Source organism: Blastomonas aquatica (assembly GCF_014639875.1).
GTDB classification, from domain to species: domain Bacteria; phylum Pseudomonadota; class Alphaproteobacteria; order Sphingomonadales; family Sphingomonadaceae; genus Blastomonas; species Blastomonas aquatica.
Genome location: NZ_BMGD01000001.1, coordinates 764,568 through 780,142 on the forward strand (window position 1 = coordinate 764,568; position 15,575 = coordinate 780,142).

Sequence of the window (15,575 nt, forward strand, 5' to 3'; positions counted from 1 at the left end):
TTTGCCATTTGGTCAAATTAAGCTGGAGCAATGACAGCTTTTTGCGTCGCACGATAACGGCCTGTCGGATCATTACAGGACGATTGTGCCTGGTGGGCGATCAGTCCTCGACAGACGTGCCTCATTGTGATGTTCTGTGCATCCCGAGCGCAAGGTCGGCAACAACGAGGGGAGCATCATGGGGCAGGCAGTGAAGGCTGCGTTTCCGGCGATAGATCGCCAGGGCCTTAACCGGCTCGAAACGCATTTCATAGCGTCGGAAATCTACCGCCGCGATGATGTTGCCGCCCGTCAGGCAAAGCTGGCCAGGCTCATATCGACCAACGTGATTCCCCAATTGCTGCGCCTTCATACCGACGTCGTCATCGATGCACCGGCGGTCGAAGTGCTGATCAAGGCTTTGGCTCCGGGCCGACTCGAAATTTCCGATCTTGCCGACATCGTTCTGGGCAGCGATCTGGAGGCTGCAGTTGCCTATGTCGCAATTCTGCGCGAACGCGGGCTTTCGATGGAAACGTTGTTCATTGAACTGCTTGAGCCCACCGCCCGCCTGCTGGGCGAAATGTGGGACCGGGATGAGTGTGATTTCATCGACGTGACGCTGGGAGTGGCCCGGCTGCAGAAGCTCCTGGCAAGTTTCAACAGCACGCATGAGGTTCCGGCACTGGACCAGCGCCGCCAGGTGCTCATGGCCATGACACCGGGCGACCAGCACTCCTTCGGGGTCACGATGGTGGAACGCTTTTTGCTGGCTGCTGGCTGGGAGGTTCAGACCGAACTGTCCGCAACGGCAGACGAGCTTGCAGAACTGGCAAGCCGCAAATGGTTTGCCGTTGCAGGTTTGACGATGGCGTCGGAAGAACGGATGGAAAGCTTGAAAGGTACCATCGTCCAACTTCGCAAACACTCCCAAAACCCCACGATCGGCATCATGGTTGGGGGGCCCTTGTTCACGGAAAATCCTGCCTTGGCACAAGAGGTGGGCGCAGACGCCACCGCGCCAAACGCCCCGGCCGCCGTGGTGACGGCCCAGATGCTGTTCGACGTTTCGGTTTCCACCGGGCTGCCGGCATAGCCGCCACCGCATCCGCGCAAGCAGCAGACGAGTGTTACATGCAAAAAAGAGCCGCCGACCCTCGGGTCAGCGGCTCTAAGGTGTGAAGCACGAAAGGCAGGAGGTCCTGACGTGTTCGGTCAACGGCTCGCGCCGTTAAGACGTTTGCCCGGCAGTTGCTGGTTCATTTGGGGTGCTGTCGGTTTCCCGCATCAGATACGCCGTCGTAAGCTCCGGCAGCATGCTGTCGATCTCGGAGGCGAAGGCTTCTTGTGAATCGAGCAACTCGCCGCAGCTGTTGGTGGTCTGCGTGTCGCCTTCCTGGGTAGCTGCAGCCACCAGAGCGCGTGCAGCGGCAGCCTGCATGCGCGCAAAGGTAATGGTGGCAATCGCTGCCTTGATGACTTCATCGCCAACTACCATGCCGCTCAAGGTCTGCCCGACAGCTGCCACCTTTGCTGCGGCATCCTTGACCGTCGACGTGTTCGAACCACGCAGAATTAGACAGGCCTCGATCGATCGCGCGTTGCCATCGCATTTGTCGGCCTGGGCAATCAGAGCTTCACTGAATGCCCGATAGTCAGAGTTGCGGCCCGCTGTTCCGCGCAGCATCGTTTCTGCCTGGGTTTCAGTGGCATGCGCGTCGCGTAGCCAGGTGTCGATCGTTTCTTTGGTCGTGACCATTTCTGCTCCCTTTGGATATGAGATGAAGCATCAAGGGCTGGAAACTGTGATCGTTCCGCGAGTTAGCGGAGGTTAACGTTTTCGCTTTGCTCCGCTCCATGCGCATTATTGGTCCTGGGGTGCGAACGACCGAGGCTTTGTGTCGGTGCAAATATGTATTTCACCAATCTGCGTTAAAGTCTGCCTGCGCAAAGGCTTTTACAATTGCTGGCGAGGGAGAAAAGGATCGCCCATGCCAACGCAAACAGACAGCCTCACGTCCATGACCGAACTCATTCGTGAATCCGGAAGTGTGGTGCGTCTGAAGCGCCATGACTTTATCGTGCGGTGTGGCCAACGACCCGGCGCAGTGCTGCTGCTGCAGGAGGGCTGGGCTGCGCGCTACACTTTGATGCCGGACGGGCGGCGCCATATTTCGCAGTTCTATCTACCCGGCGACCTCTGTGACCTCAGCTGGCTGGTTTCTGCCGAGGCGGGTCAGGCCGTTCGAGCGCTCACACCGATCACGGCGATTTCCATTGATCGCGAGGCGATGGAGGGGCGGCTTGGCACCGATGCCGGTTTCTCCCATTGCGTGGCAGTGGATTCGCTGCAGCGGCTGGAAGCACAGGCGGCCTGGATGGTCGCGCTCGGCCGCTGCTCGGCATCCGAGCGACTGGCACAGCTGTTTTGCGAGCTTTATCTTCGCATCGATCGATCGGGCAGAACCACGAACCGCGAATGCGCCTTCCCGTTGTCACAGCAGCATCTTGCTGACTTCACCGGGATGTCGGCGGTCCATGTGTGCAGGACGCTCCGCCAGATGAAGCGGATCAAGCTGCTGCAATTGCAACGACGCAAGCTCACAATACCCGACTTTTCCGAACTTGCCTCCACCTGCGCGTACACAGGCAGCTATCTCAACGATGAAGCGCGGGCAACGCCTGAGAACCTGATCGCGTTATCCTGATAGTCTGATCGCCGATTGCTCCGCTCACGGTATCGATTGCAGCATGAAATCGTTAGCCTGCGTCAAGTCCGGGCTCCAATCGCATCCCATACCGGAACGTTTCATTGTGCGATCGCGTCGAAGGGTCACCACGTTTGATGGAGACTGTATATGAAACGCTTACCAATTCTTTTGTGCCTGCCCGTTCTTGCCCTAGTCGCTGCTTGCAGCAACGAACCCGGCGACGGTACCACCGAAACCGGAATCGACGACAGCTCCATGACGGCTGAAGATGACGCCATGATGGCGCCTGAAGAGACCCCGACAACCAACGGCAATGGCGCCGTCGGGAGTGATGGCATGACGGGCAATGATGGTACGATGGGAACCGACGGGTCTGGCAACTCGACCGGCACGATGGACCCATCGGGCAGCATGACCGGACCGGGTGGCACCACCGGCACCAGTTCGTCAGGCACGAGCGGCACCGGAACCGGTACCGGCTCGACCACCAGCACGAGCAGTGGCGGCACGCCACCGCAATAATCCGTAAGGCGGATCCGGGATCCCGGCTCTGCTAACCCGATCCCCTGTGCGCGTTCGTTGCGCAATCAGGCGATAGCTGCCTTGGACCACGGCGTTTGCTCCCGTCTTGGTCCAAGGCAGCACCTTACCTATATTGGCCAGATCCCCGAGCGTCGCACGCTACAATAATTGGATAAAGCGCAATGGCCAATGGCTGGGCCCCCGATGGGGCCATACAAGATCAGATCGACGATACCGTAACCGATGCAGTGGCACTCGCCAGGGCACACCTGCTCGAAGGCAATGGCCTGGACTATTGCGAAGATTGCGGAGACGATATTCCACTAGCCAGGCGCAAGGCATTGCCGGGCAGCCGCACGTGCATCGACTGTCAGACGGTCCGCGATTCGGCTTTGCGGTCGGTCGGGATCAACCGCCGAGGCAGCAAGGACAGCCAACTGCGCTGACACCCATGATTGCCGCGCAGAACACCCGGGCATACTGCAAACCGAGAATCTGCGGGTTTTGCTGACCTGTGTTGTTTGTGGTCGCTTGTAAATGCGTCAGACGCAGGCTGCAAAACTTGTTCTGCTAGGAGCCCCTTGTTGGCCAACGCCCCCGATTTCGAGCCCATCAGCAGTTCGCCCCATAATCTGGATCGCTTTGTCGCGGCTCAGTCGAACGTCTTCGAAGCTGCCATCGCCGAAATTCGGCGTGGCAGGAAGCGCGGTCACTGGATGTGGTACATCTTTCCGCAGATTGCAGGTTTGGGCCGAAGCGCCACGGCCCAGTGTTATGCCATTGCCTCGCTCGACGAAGCGCGGGCTTATCTTGCGCACCCGGTGCTGGGGCCAAGGCTCAAGAGCTGCGTCGAAACCTTGCAGGATCTCCCGCAATCCAGCCCGGACGATGTTTTCGGCGCGGTTGATTCGGTGAAGCTGCGGTCTTGTCTCACCCTGTTTGCACAAGCTGGCGGTGGGGTGTTATTTCACGCAGCCCTCAACCGCTGGTTTGACGCAGAGCACGACCTCGCGACTCTCGATATCCTCGCCAACTTGGAGCGTGGCGGACGTTCAGGCACAGCCTGAACAGGCTGATTTGGAACAGCGGAACGAGAGCGTTCGATGACCGTCCGTTCGGCTAAAATAGCGGCGCGTTAACTCTTAAATAACCATTTTTATTCAACCCGGTATGTGCGGAGTGCAGGGCCAACCGGTTCTTTCTGGCCTCTCGTCGCGAACAGGGGGCTTGCATGACGCCAACAGGGTCCGAAACACCGCATTGTGCTGATTTATCGCCCGCCCAGGCGGGCGCGTGGGATGTTGATGTCGCGATCATTGGCGCGGGGCCTGCAGGGCTGACCGCTGGCTATTGTCTGACCAAGGCAGGCAAGCGGGTTGTCATCATCGAGAAGGACGCGGTGTACGTCGGCGGCATTAGCCGCACGGTCGAGCACGAGGGTTACCGGTTCGACATCGGCGGCCACCGGTTCTTCTCGAAGTCGCAGGCCGTCGTCGATCTTTGGGATGAGATCCTGCCCGATGATTTCATCCAGCGTCCGCGGATGAGCCGGATCTATTACGAGGGCAAATTCTATTCCTACCCGCTGCGCGCGTTCGAGGCGCTGGGCAATCTGGGTATCCTGCGCTCGACGTCGTGCATGGCGAGCTATCTGTGGCGCAAGGCCTTCCCGATCGGCGAGGTCAGGAGCTTTGAGGATTGGACGACCAACCAGTTCGGCAACAAGCTGTATTCGATCTTTTTCAAGACCTACACCGAGAAGGTGTGGGGGATGCCCTGCAACGAAATGAGCGCCGACTGGGCCGCCCAGCGTATCAAGGGCCTGTCGCTGTGGGGCGCGGTCATCGACGGGGTCAAGCGCAGCCTGGGGCTGAACAGGAAACCCAATGACGGGCAGTCGGTCAAAACGCTGCTCGAGACGTTCCGCTATCCGCGGCTGGGGCCGGGAATGATGTGGGAGGCGGCGCGCGACAAGATCGTCGCCAGCGGCAAGGGCGCGGTGCTGATGGGGCATTCGCTCGATCGCCTCGCCAGCGATGGTCAGGGCGGCTGGTCGATGACCGCGAATGGCGCAGACGGCAAGGTGCGCATTCGCGCTGCGCATGTCATCAGTTCAGCGCCGATGCCTGAACTTGCCAAACGGCTCCATCCGCTGCCTGCCAGCACGCTCGAGGCGAGCCGGCTGCGCTTTCGCGATTTTATCACCGTGGCGTTGATGATCGACAGCCAGGACCTGTTCCCAGACAACTGGATCTATATCCACGACAGCAAGGTCAAGGTCGGCCGGGTGCAGAACTTCCGTTCGTGGTCGCCCGAAATGGTACCCGATCCCAAGGTCGCCTGCGTGGGACTCGAGTATTTCTGCTTCGAGGGCGATGGCCTCTGGTCTGCACCCGATGCCGAGCTGGTGGAGCTTGCCACGCGCGAGATGGAGATTCTGGGGCTGGTCGATCCGGCCAGGGTCATCGGCGGGACGGTGGTGCGCCAGGAAAAGGCGTACCCGGTTTACGACGAGGATTATGCCGCCAATGTTGCCGCTATGCGTCACGAACTCGAAGACCGGCATCCGACGCTGCATCTGGTCGGCCGCAACGGGATGCACCGCTACAACAATCAGGATCATGCGATGATGACTGCGATGCTGACGTCCGAGAATATCCTGGCAGGCAAGCGGGTTTACGACACCTGGTGCGTCAACGAGGATGCGGAATATCATGAGGCGGGACGCGAAGGCGATCACGCCACGTTGCCAGCACGCAATGCAGCTGAAACGCGCCCGCTCAGCCAAGATCAGGTGGCAGCGCTGACCAGCCTGCGCGGGGTACCCGAGCGGATCGCAGCCGACCCCGAGCCAGCACAGCCCCTGCGCAAGTCGGCCTGAATTTCTTGAGGGTGTGGTGACAGCCATGATCCGGCCTCTGGCCCAATGGGCTGTCCAGTGCGCCCTCCGGTGCGCGGACATTCGCGTACTGCGCTATCTTGCCGTCAGCATCGGCGCGTTGGCGGTGGATGTGGGTGTGTTTCTTGGCTGCCTTGGGGCTGGAATTGCGCCAGGTCCCGCCGCCGCGCTTGGCTATTCGCTGGGAATCATCGCGCACTGGCTCCTGTCGAGCCGGGCCGTATTTAACGACACTGTCGCGGCCGGCGGGCGCGGCCGGCTGGTGCAGAAATCGCTGTTCGTCATTTCGGCGCTGGCGGGTCTTGCGCTGACGACGCTGATCGTCATTCTGGCCGACCGCGCCGGACTGGACCCGCGTGCCGCCAAGCTTGTGGCCATCGCGGTGAGTTTCGCTGTGGTTTATCTTGTGCGCTCGCAGGTGGTTTTCAAAGACGGTCGTCGATGACGCGGGATCAGATCACGGGTTGGCGTATGGCGAACTGGCCATTGCTGGCGATCGTGCTGACATGGGCTATGGTGAGCGCGCTGATCGTGCTGACATCGCCGCATATTGGTGCCCAGCGTTTCCCCGATGGGGATGATGCGATGCGTCTTGTGCAGGTGCGCGATCTGCTGGCGGGTCAGGGCTGGTTTGACCTTTACCAGTATCGCCTCAACCCGCCCGAGGGCACGTTGATGCATTGGTCGCGGCTCGTTGACCTGCCGATCGCCGGGTTGATCTGGGTGCTGGCGCTCGTCCTGCCGATGCCCACTGCCGAGATTGCTGCAGCCTTCATCACGCCTTTGCTGCTGCTATTGCTGACCATGCTGGCCGTGGGCAAGATCGCATTGGACAGGTTTGGCCTGCTCCCTGCGATCCTTGCCTGTGCAGCCTTTGCGGTATTGCCGCTGCTTCCCGGCCAGTTTCAACCCTTGCGTATAGATCATCACGGCTGGCAGGTGCTGACGGTCGCGGTCGCATTGTGGGCGATCGCCATGCGCAACCCCGCACGCGGCGCGATGATCGCAGGCCTGGCGATGGCGATAGGTCTGATGGTCTCGCTCGAAACGGTTGTCATGGCGGCGGGGTTTGGCCTGGTGCTGACCTGGCGCTGGATGCGCGATCATCGGCACCGCGCGGGGCTTGCGCGCTATCTGCAATCGCTCGCAGGCGGCCTCGTGCTCATCTTCCTGCTGACCCGCGGCCTAGCGGACCTTGCACCCCATTGTGACGCCGTTTCGCCGCCGCACCTCGGTTTCTTCCTGGTCATGGCGACGGGTGTCTCGGCACTCGCTGCAATGCAGGTGTCGTCGCGCGCTGTGCTGCTGGCGGGGCTGGCCGTCACCGCTATCGCCGGGATCGCACTGATCGGCTGGTCAGCGCCGCGCTGTCTGGCGCCGCCATTTGCCGGGCTCGATCCGCTGGTGCGTGACTATTGGTATCTCAAGGTCTCCGAAGGCATGCCCATCTGGCACCAGCCCTTTGTCGAAGCCATGCCTGCGGTGGTGCAATGCGTCTTTGCGCTGGGGGTGACGCTGCACCTGGCAATCCGCAGCGAGCGCAATCTGCGCGCATGGTGGAGCGAATATGCCGTGCTGCTGGGCCTGGCCTGTATCGGAGGCCTGGTCACATACCGCTCGGTCGCCTTTGCCGGAATGCTATCCGCGGTCCCGCTAGGGTGGTTTGCCGCCCGGATGATGGCGCGCTGGCAAAGCGCTACCGGGCTACCTGCAAAGCTCGTTGCAGCCGCCTGCCTGTACATCGCGTTCCTGCCGGGCGTGCTCAACCCGGTTCTTGAACCGCTGTTTGCACCCGGCAAGGCCCAGGGTAAGCCGACAGCGTCAAACCAGGATTGCGACATTTACCAAAATGCGCGGCTGCTCAATCGCCTGTCTGCAGCGACGCTGTTTGCACCGCTGGACATCGGTCCTGGTCTTTTGCTGGGAACCCATCACAGCATCGTGGCCTCCAGCCATCACCGCGCCGAGGCGGGGATGCGCGATGTGATCGACGCCTTTATTCATGATCCGTCGCATGCGCGCGAACGCATGGCCGCGCATGATGCCGACTATGTCGTCGTGTGTCTGGACGCAGCTGAAATGTCGATCTACCGATCAGCAGGCGGGTCGGCCAGTCTTGCAGCGCTGCTGGAGGCGGGCCAGCCTCCTGCCTGGCTTGAGCCGGTGCAAATTGTCGGGCAGGGTAACCTGCGGGTGTGGCGCATTCTCCCCGATGCGCCTGCGGCAGCGCGCGCCGTCTTGCAGCCGTAACCGCACGTTCGATGCGGCGTGGCGGACCCAAGTGGCGTCCGGGGCGTTCAACCGGTCTGATCCTTCAAAAACTCCCCCACAGGAATTCTGACATGAACAAGACAGCTTTGGTTGCTGGTGCAACCGGCATTGGCGGCAGCGCGACCGCTGCGCTTCTGGTGGAGCAGGGATGGACGGTTTACGCCCTCGCCCGCAAGGGAAGCGAACAGACCGGGGTTCGCCCGGTTTCAGCCGATCTGCTCGATGCGCAAGCCACGCAGGAGGCGCTGAAGGATATCCGCCCTGATGCGGTTTACATCACGACCTGGCTTCGGCAGGAGACAGAAAAGCAGAACATCCAGATCAATTCAGCGATGGTTCGCAACCTGCTCAAGGGCTTGCCCGCAGCCCCGCAGCATGTCGCGCTGGTGACCGGGCTCAAGCACTATCTCGGCCCGTTCGAGGCTTATGGCAAAGGCTCGTTGCCGCAGACCCCGTTTCGCGAAGATCAGGAGCGGCTCGATATCGAGAACTTCTATTACGCGCAGGAGGATGAGCTGTTTGCCGCCGCCAAGCGCGATGGCTTCACCTGGAGCGTCCACCGCCCGCACACCGTGATTGGCAAGGCCGTAGGCAATGCGATGAACATGGGCACCACGCTGGCGGTGTACGCCTCGCTGTGCCGGGAGACCGGGCGGCCTTTCACTTTTCCCGGCTCTGCCGCGCAATGGAACAGCCTGACCGACATGACCGATGCCGGCCAGCTCGCGCGCCATCTTTTGTGGGCTACCGAGCAGCCTGCAGCGCATAACCAGGCGTTCAACATCGTCAACGGCGATGTGTTTCGCTGGGAATGGATGTGGAGCCGCATCGCCGAGTGGTTCGGTCTTGAGGCAGCGCCCTTCGACGGGACCGTGCGGCCGCTCGCCGAACAGATGGCCGAGGATGACGCGGTCTGGTCCGCGATCGCCGGGCGTGAGCAACTCGTGGAACCCGATCTTCGGCGTCTGGCCTCGCCATGGCATACCGATGCCGATCTGGGCCGCCCGATCGAGGTGGTGACCGATATGTCCAAAAGCCGGCGGCTGGGCTTTACCGCCTATCAGCCGACCGACGATGCGTTCTTCGCGCTGTTCGAGCAGCTTCGCGCCGAGCGGCTTATCCCCTGACGCACGCCGAGATCTTCTGTGCGCTTGAACAAGACCATGTTCCTTCGCTAGGAACATACCATTGCCCCTCGCGAGAACCACCAGAGTGAAGAAACCCCGAGATATGACCAAGGCCAACGGTCTGGCAAGCAAGTGGTCCGCCATAGGTCTGGTCGTTGGTATCGCTTTCTTCGTCATCAGTGCCGGGTTTGCTTATCTGAACATTGCGAACATGCGCACGAGCGAGGGCGAAATTCGTCAGACGCATACCGTCCTCACCACGCTGGACGACCTTCTCGCTGCCACGCTCGATGCCGAAACCGGGCAGCGCGGCTATCTGCTGACCGGACGCGAAAGCTATCTCGACCCCTATGTCGAGGGTGTTGCCATGGCGCGCGCAAAGCTGGTCGTCCTTGGAAATGCCACCCGGGACAACATGGTCCAGAAAGATAATCTCGCCGTGCTGGAGCGCAACATCGACCGCAAGCTGCGCGAATTGTCGGACACGATCGAGCTTCGTCGCGCAAGCGGCGTGCAGGCAGCGATCAGTGCGGTGGAATCGGATCGCGGCAAGGCGGCGATGGACGCGATCAGGGCGCAGATTTCCGGAATGACGCGCGAGGAACTGCGTCTGCGCGAAGTTCACATCGGCGAGATGGCCAGCGCGTCGCGAACCGCCATTCTCAGCGCCATCGGCACAAGCCTCAGCGGCATTGCATTGACGATCGCGATCTTCATGCTGCTGGTGCGCAACATGCGCAGCCGCGAGCGGCAGCAATGGCTCCAGGAGGCGCAGGTCGAGCTGGGTGAGGCGATGATGGGCGACAAGACCATCGCCGATCTTGCAGCCGCGATCCTCGCCTTTCTCGCCCGGAAAACAGGCAGCAACGCAGGCGCGCTGTTCAAGGGCGAAGACGGAAGCTTCAAGCGCGCAAACATGTTTGGCGTGCCAGCCGATGCGGATGTTGCGCAGCACTTCGCCTTGAACGAAGGCCTGCTGGGCAAGGTGGCGGCAGACGGTGCGCCGGTGGTGATCAACGACGTGCCGCCGGGATATCTCACGATCGGCTCGGCGCTTGGCCAGGATGTGCCGCGTCATCTCGTTATCGCGCCGACCAAGGCTGACGAGGTGGTCAATGCGGTCATCGAACTGGGCTTTTTCGACCCGGTCGATGATCTGGTGCTCGACCTTCTCGACCAGTCGCAAGGTGCGATCGGCATCGCGCTGCGTTCGGCGCGGTTCCGCTCGAGGCTCCAGGAAGCGCTGGCAGAGACCCAGCTACAGGCGGGCGAATTGCAAGCGCAAAGCGAGGAGCTGCGTGTTTCCAACGAAGAGCTGGAAGAGCAGGGCGCTGCACTGAGGGAAACCCAGGCCCGGCTCGAACTGCAGCAGGTCGAACTCGAACAGACCAACAGCCAGCTCGAGGAGCAGGCGCAGACGCTCGAGGCGCAGCGCGACGAGCTCGAGACCGCTTCGGCAACGCTCCAGCTCAAGGCGCGCGAGCTCGAACAGGCGAGCCAGTACAAGTCCGACTTCCTTGCCAATATGAGCCACGAGCTGCGCACCCCGCTCAACTCGCTGCTGATCCTTTCAAAGCTGCTGGCAGACAATCCCGAAGGCCAGCTGTCCGATGAACAGGTCAAGTTCGCCCGCACCATCCACTCCTCGGGCAACGACCTGTTGGTGCTGATCAACGACATCCTTGATCTGTCAAAGATCGAGGCAGGGCATATCGAGATCCAGCCCGCCCCAGTATCGACCCAGCGGCTGGCGAGCGACATTCAGAAGGTCTTCCAGCCGATCGCCGACGAGAAGGGGCTGGCGCTCGAAATCATCGTGGCGCCAGATTGCCCACCGATGATCGAAACCGACCGCATGCGGCTCGAACAGGTGATCAAGAACCTGCTGTCGAACGCGCTCAAGTTCACCGAACGCGGAAGCGTGCGCCTGACGCTGGCGCGCGCGGGCGACGACAGGGTTGCCATCGCGGTTGCCGACACCGGTATCGGCATCGCGCAGGAACAGCAGGACAGCATCTTCGAGGCTTTCCAGCAGGCCGATGGAACGATCAGCCGGAGATATGGTGGGACCGGGCTTGGCCTCTCGATTTCGCGCGAGCTTGCCCGTCTGCTCGGCGGAGCGATCAGGCTGGAAAGCAAGGTCGGCGAGGGGAGCTGCTTCACCTTTACCATCCCTGTCGAGTATGATCCGGCGCTGGTACCTGCCCGGCAGATGGCCGCAGCCGCGTCTCATGTTGCGCCAGCCCCGGCGGTCAAGTCGCGCTCCAAGGCTGCGCTGCCATCCTCGCTGCAGATAACCCAAGACGACCGCAACGCGCTCATCGACGGCAAGCAGCTTCTGCTGGTGATCGAGGACGACACGACGTTTGCTTCGATCATGTGCGATCTTTCACGCGAGATGGGTTTCCAGTGCATCGTCGCAGGGACCGCGCAGGAGGCGATCGCGATCGCGCGCGAGTACAAACCCAATGCGATCGTTCTGGATATCGGGCTGCCCGACCAATCAGGCCTCACCGTGCTCGATCAGTTGAAGCACACCGACGATACACGCCACATTCCGATCCACGTGATTTCGGGGGCCGACCAGGGCCAGACCGCGCTGGCGCTGGGAGCGATCGGTTTCCTGGGCAAGCCGGCACGGCGCGACCAGCTGGCCGAGGTGCTGGCAGGGCTGCAGGCCAAGCTTGCCTCGCGGATGCGCCGCGTGCTGATCGTCGAGGATGACGAGGTGCAGCGCGATGCGGTCGGCCAGCTGCTCAAGGCGCAGGATGTCGAGACCGTGGGCGTCGGAACGGCCGCGGACTGCCTCGACCGGCTGCGCAACGAGTCTTTCGATTGCATGGTGCTCGATCTCTCGCTCCCTGATGCCTCAGGATTTGCGTTGCTCGAGGGATTGAGCGCGGATGGCGAGCAGGCCTTCCCGCCGGTGATCGTCTATACCGGCCGCGACCTGACCGCCGACGAGGAACAGCGATTGCGCCGCTATTCGAGCTCGATCATCATCAAGGGCGCCAAGTCGCCCGAGCGCCTACTCGACGAGGTCTCGCTGTTCCTGCACCAGGTCGTCGCCGAACTCCCGCCCGAACACCGCAAGATGATCGCCAAGGCCCGGCATCGCGATGCCGCACTCGAAGGCCGCCGGATCCTCATCGTCGAGGATGATGTCCGCAACGTCTATTCGCTGACCAGCGTGCTCGAACCGCGCGGGGTGGTGATCCAGATCGCGCGCAACGGACAGGAAGCGCTCGATGCGCTCGAAGCGGCTGACGGCGAGGCCGGCAAGACGATCGATCTGGTGCTGATGGATGTGATGATGCCGGTGATGGACGGGTTGACCGCAGCCCGCACGATCCGCAACGCGTCCAAATGGAGCAAGCTGCCGATCATCATGCTGACCGCCAAGGCAATGCCCGACGATCAACAGAACTGCCTTGATGCGGGCGCCAACGACTATATGGCCAAGCCCATTGATGTCGACAAACTGCTGTCGCTCGTCCGCGTCTGGATGCCGAGATAGTGACCGAAACCATCGAAGACATCGAGATCGAGCTGCTGCTGCAGGCGGTATATCAGCATTACCATTACGACTTTCGCAATTATGCCCGGGCATCGATCAAGCGGCGGCTGCTCCATGCGCGCAGCCAGCTGGGTTATGACAGCATCTCGGCGATGCAGTCGGACGTGCTGCACGACCGGACGATGCTCCCGCGGTTGTTGAACTACCTCACCGTCCAGGTCAGCGAGATGTTCCGCGATCCGTCCTATTTCCGGGCGCTGCGGGAAAAGGTCATCCCGCATCTGCGGACCTATGCCTCGCTCAAGGTGTGGGTCGCCGGATGCAGCAACGGCGAGGAACTCTATTCGCTCTCGATCCTGTTTCGCGAGGAAGGGCTTGCCCACAAGACGCTGTTCTACGCGACCGACATTAACCCCACCGCGCTGCAGGCGGCAGAAGCCGGGGTCTACCCGCTCGACCAGATCCGGCTGTTCACCGAAAATCACCGCAAATCGGGTGGTCATTCGTCGCTGTCGGACTACTATACCGCCGATTATGGCCGCGCGGTGTTCGACAAGTCGTTGCGCAGCCAGGTCGTGTTTTCCGATCACAGCCTCGTTACCGACGCGGTCTTTGGCGAGATGCACCTGATCTCGTGCCGCAATGTGCTGATCTATTTCAACCGCGAGCTTCAGAATCACGCGATCGGCCTGTTTCATGATTCACTCGCGCGCCGGGGGTTTCTCGGGATCGGTTCGAAGGAAAGCCTGCGGTTCTCGGAGCACGCCGGTTCGTTTTCCGAGTTCGTCGGGGATGAAAAAATCTATCAGAGGACGACGCCGTGACTCCCAGGGCCATCGTCATCGGAGCATCGGCAGGCGGGGTGCAGGCGCTGTCGCGGATCCTTCCCGCGCTTCCCGCACGGTTTTCGATCCCGGTGCTGGTGGTCGTGCATGTGCCGCGCCGCAGGGACAATGCGCTGGTCGAGCTGTTCGGCGCGAAGTGCGCGGTCGATGTCAAGGAAGCCGAGGACAAGGAGGTGCTGGGTGGCGGGACGATCTATTTTGCGCCGGCCGACTATCACCTGCTGGTGGAAGGCGATGGATCGATTTCGCTGTCCTCCGAAGAGGCGGTCAACCATTCGCGTCCAGCGATCGACGTGCTATTCGAGACCGCAGCCGATGCCTTTGGTCCGGCGTTGACCGGGATCGTGCTGACCGGCGCGAACCATGACGGGGCGCAGGGCCTCAAAGCCATCGGCGCGGCAGGTGGTGTCGCGATCGTGGAGGCGCCCGAGACCGCCGAAGTGCCGACGATGCCCGCAGCGGCGCTTGAACAATGCCCCTCGGCGCGGGCGATGAGTTTCGACCAGATCACAACCTATTTGCAAGAGCTGGCAGCCCCATGACGGTGACCGACGGACAGATCAAATTCCTGCTGGTCGACGACCTTGAGGACAACCTGATTGCCCTCGAGGCGCTGCTCAAGCGCGATGGGCTTGTCTTTCATACCGCGGCCAGCGGCGAGGCTGCGCTCGAGCTGATGCTGGTCCATGATTATGCGCTGGCGCTGCTTGATGTGCAGATGCCGGGAATGGACGGGTTCGAGCTGGCCGAGTTCATGCGCAGCAACGAGCGGTCGCGGCATATACCGATCATCTTCGTCACTGCCGGAACAGGCGACACCGCGCGGCGCTTCCGGGGCTATGAGGCAGGCGCGGTCGACTTCATCCAGAAGCCGATCGAGGCCGATATCCTGCGGTCGAAAGCCAACGTGTTTTACGATCTGTACGAACAACGGCTGCAGATTGCCGCGCAGCGCGACGAGCTTGCCGAGCTTGGCAAATCTCTCCAGGCGGCCGATGCGCAGAAGAACCGCTTTCTTGCGGTACTGGCGCACGAGCTGCGCAACCCGATCATGGCGCTGATCGCGGGGTTGCGCCTGCTCGAGAGACGCGAGGGGACCGATGCGGCGCTTGAAATCCGCAACGCGATGAACCGCAGCCTCAGCCATATGACCCGCCTGGTCGAGGACCTTCTGGATATCTCGCGGATCGAACAGGGCAAGATCTCGCTGCGCAAAGACAGAGTTGTGCTGCAGGACGTACTCGCGTTCGCCGTCGAGACGGCACGCCCTGCCATCGATGCTGCGGGTCACAGGCTGCATCTCGACCTTCCCGATGATCCTGTCCAACTGCACGCCGACCACGCCCGCCTCACCCAGATCATCGGCAACCTGATCGGCAACGCGAGCAAATACACACCCGATGGCGGCGATATCCGTGTGTTCGTGAGCGTCGCGGGCACAAGCGCGGTGATCGAGGTCGCCGACAACGGGATCGGTATTGCCCCCGATCAGCAGCACCGGATCTTCGGTATCTTCGAACAGATCGCGCTGGGTGGCCGGATGAGCCAGGAGGGCCTCGGCATCGGACTTGCGCTGGTGAAGCAGCTGGTCGAGCTTCACAACGGGCAGATTGTGCTCAAGCACAGCGCGCCGGGTGAAGGCAGCACCTTTGAGGTCCGGTTGCCACTGGCGGACGGATGACGACTGAACCAATATATAGGTAA

The 15,575-nt window shown here is 61.6% G+C and carries 14 protein-coding genes; 13 read left to right on the plus strand and 1 reads right to left on the minus strand.

The window, feature by feature from the left end:
- Window positions 1-136: 136 nt before the first annotated feature.
- Window positions 137-1,075 (plus strand): cobalamin B12-binding domain-containing protein, encoded by a 939-nt coding sequence (locus tag IEW00_RS03580; protein ID WP_188512945.1) that lies wholly within the window; start codon window positions 137-139, stop codon window positions 1,073-1,075.
- Between the two features lie 135 nt (window positions 1,076-1,210).
- Here IEW00_RS03580 and IEW00_RS03585 read toward each other — a convergent pair whose 3' ends face one another.
- Window positions 1,211-1,738, minus strand: coding sequence for a DUF892 family protein (locus IEW00_RS03585; RefSeq protein WP_188512946.1), 528 nt, complete (start codon window positions 1,736-1,738; stop codon window positions 1,211-1,213).
- Between the two features lie 262 nt (window positions 1,739-2,000).
- On the opposite strand from IEW00_RS03585, the gene IEW00_RS03590 reads away from it, so the two are divergent.
- The 12 genes from IEW00_RS03590 to IEW00_RS03645 all read left to right on the plus strand — a co-directional run bounded on the left by IEW00_RS03590 (window position 2,001) and on the right by IEW00_RS03645 (window position 15,552).
- The gene (locus tag IEW00_RS03590; protein WP_188512947.1) at window positions 2,001-2,687 is read left to right on the plus strand and encodes a Crp/Fnr family transcriptional regulator; all 687 of its coding nucleotides are present in this window, start codon (window positions 2,001-2,003) and stop codon (window positions 2,685-2,687) included.
- A gap of 150 nt (window positions 2,688-2,837) precedes the next feature.
- Window positions 2,838-3,212, plus strand: coding sequence for a hypothetical protein (locus IEW00_RS03595; protein WP_188512948.1), 375 nt, complete (start codon window positions 2,838-2,840; stop codon window positions 3,210-3,212).
- Between the two features lie 182 nt (window positions 3,213-3,394).
- Window positions 3,395-3,658 carry a DksA/TraR family C4-type zinc finger protein gene (locus IEW00_RS03600; RefSeq protein ID WP_188512949.1) on the plus strand — a complete coding sequence of 88 codons (264 nt, stop codon included), beginning with the start codon at window positions 3,395-3,397 and terminating at the stop codon, window positions 3,656-3,658.
- Between the two features lie 138 nt (window positions 3,659-3,796).
- On the plus strand, window positions 3,797-4,279 hold the full coding sequence (locus IEW00_RS03605) for a DUF1810 domain-containing protein (protein WP_229736786.1): 483 nt from the start codon (window positions 3,797-3,799) through the stop codon (window positions 4,277-4,279).
- A gap of 164 nt (window positions 4,280-4,443) precedes the next feature.
- Window positions 4,444-6,093 (plus strand): NAD(P)/FAD-dependent oxidoreductase, encoded by a 1,650-nt coding sequence (locus IEW00_RS03610; RefSeq protein WP_188512950.1) that lies wholly within the window; start codon window positions 4,444-4,446, stop codon window positions 6,091-6,093.
- Between the two features lie 25 nt (window positions 6,094-6,118).
- Window positions 6,119-6,556, plus strand: a complete 438-nt coding sequence (locus IEW00_RS03615) for a GtrA family protein (RefSeq protein WP_188512951.1) — start codon at window positions 6,119-6,121, stop codon at window positions 6,554-6,556.
- A complete protein-coding gene (locus IEW00_RS03620) occupies window positions 6,553-8,361 on the plus strand; it encodes a hypothetical protein (protein WP_188512952.1) in 1,809 nt (602 codons plus the stop codon). The genes IEW00_RS03615 and IEW00_RS03620 overlap by 4 nt, the downstream gene beginning before the upstream one ends.
- Before the next feature lie 92 nt (window positions 8,362-8,453).
- Window positions 8,454-9,509 carry an SDR family oxidoreductase gene (locus tag IEW00_RS03625; RefSeq protein WP_188512953.1) on the plus strand — a complete coding sequence of 352 codons (1,056 nt, stop codon included), beginning with the start codon at window positions 8,454-8,456 and terminating at the stop codon, window positions 9,507-9,509.
- Window positions 9,510-9,612: 103 nt separating this feature from the next.
- Window positions 9,613-13,026: a response regulator gene (locus tag IEW00_RS03630; protein WP_188512954.1), complete on the plus strand. Its 3,414-nt coding sequence runs from the start codon at window positions 9,613-9,615 to the stop codon at window positions 13,024-13,026.
- Window positions 13,026-13,850 (plus strand): CheR family methyltransferase, encoded by an 825-nt coding sequence (locus IEW00_RS03635; RefSeq protein WP_188512955.1) that lies wholly within the window; start codon window positions 13,026-13,028, stop codon window positions 13,848-13,850. The genes IEW00_RS03630 and IEW00_RS03635 overlap by 1 nt, the downstream gene beginning before the upstream one ends.
- Complete coding sequence (locus tag IEW00_RS03640; RefSeq protein WP_188512956.1) at window positions 13,847-14,413, plus strand: chemotaxis protein CheB; 567 nt, start codon at window positions 13,847-13,849, stop codon at window positions 14,411-14,413. The genes IEW00_RS03635 and IEW00_RS03640 overlap by 4 nt, the downstream gene beginning before the upstream one ends.
- The gene (locus IEW00_RS03645; protein ID WP_188512957.1) at window positions 14,410-15,552 is read left to right on the plus strand and encodes a hybrid sensor histidine kinase/response regulator; all 1,143 of its coding nucleotides are present in this window, start codon (window positions 14,410-14,412) and stop codon (window positions 15,550-15,552) included. The genes IEW00_RS03640 and IEW00_RS03645 overlap by 4 nt, the downstream gene beginning before the upstream one ends.
- Window positions 15,553-15,575 lie beyond the last annotated feature (23 nt).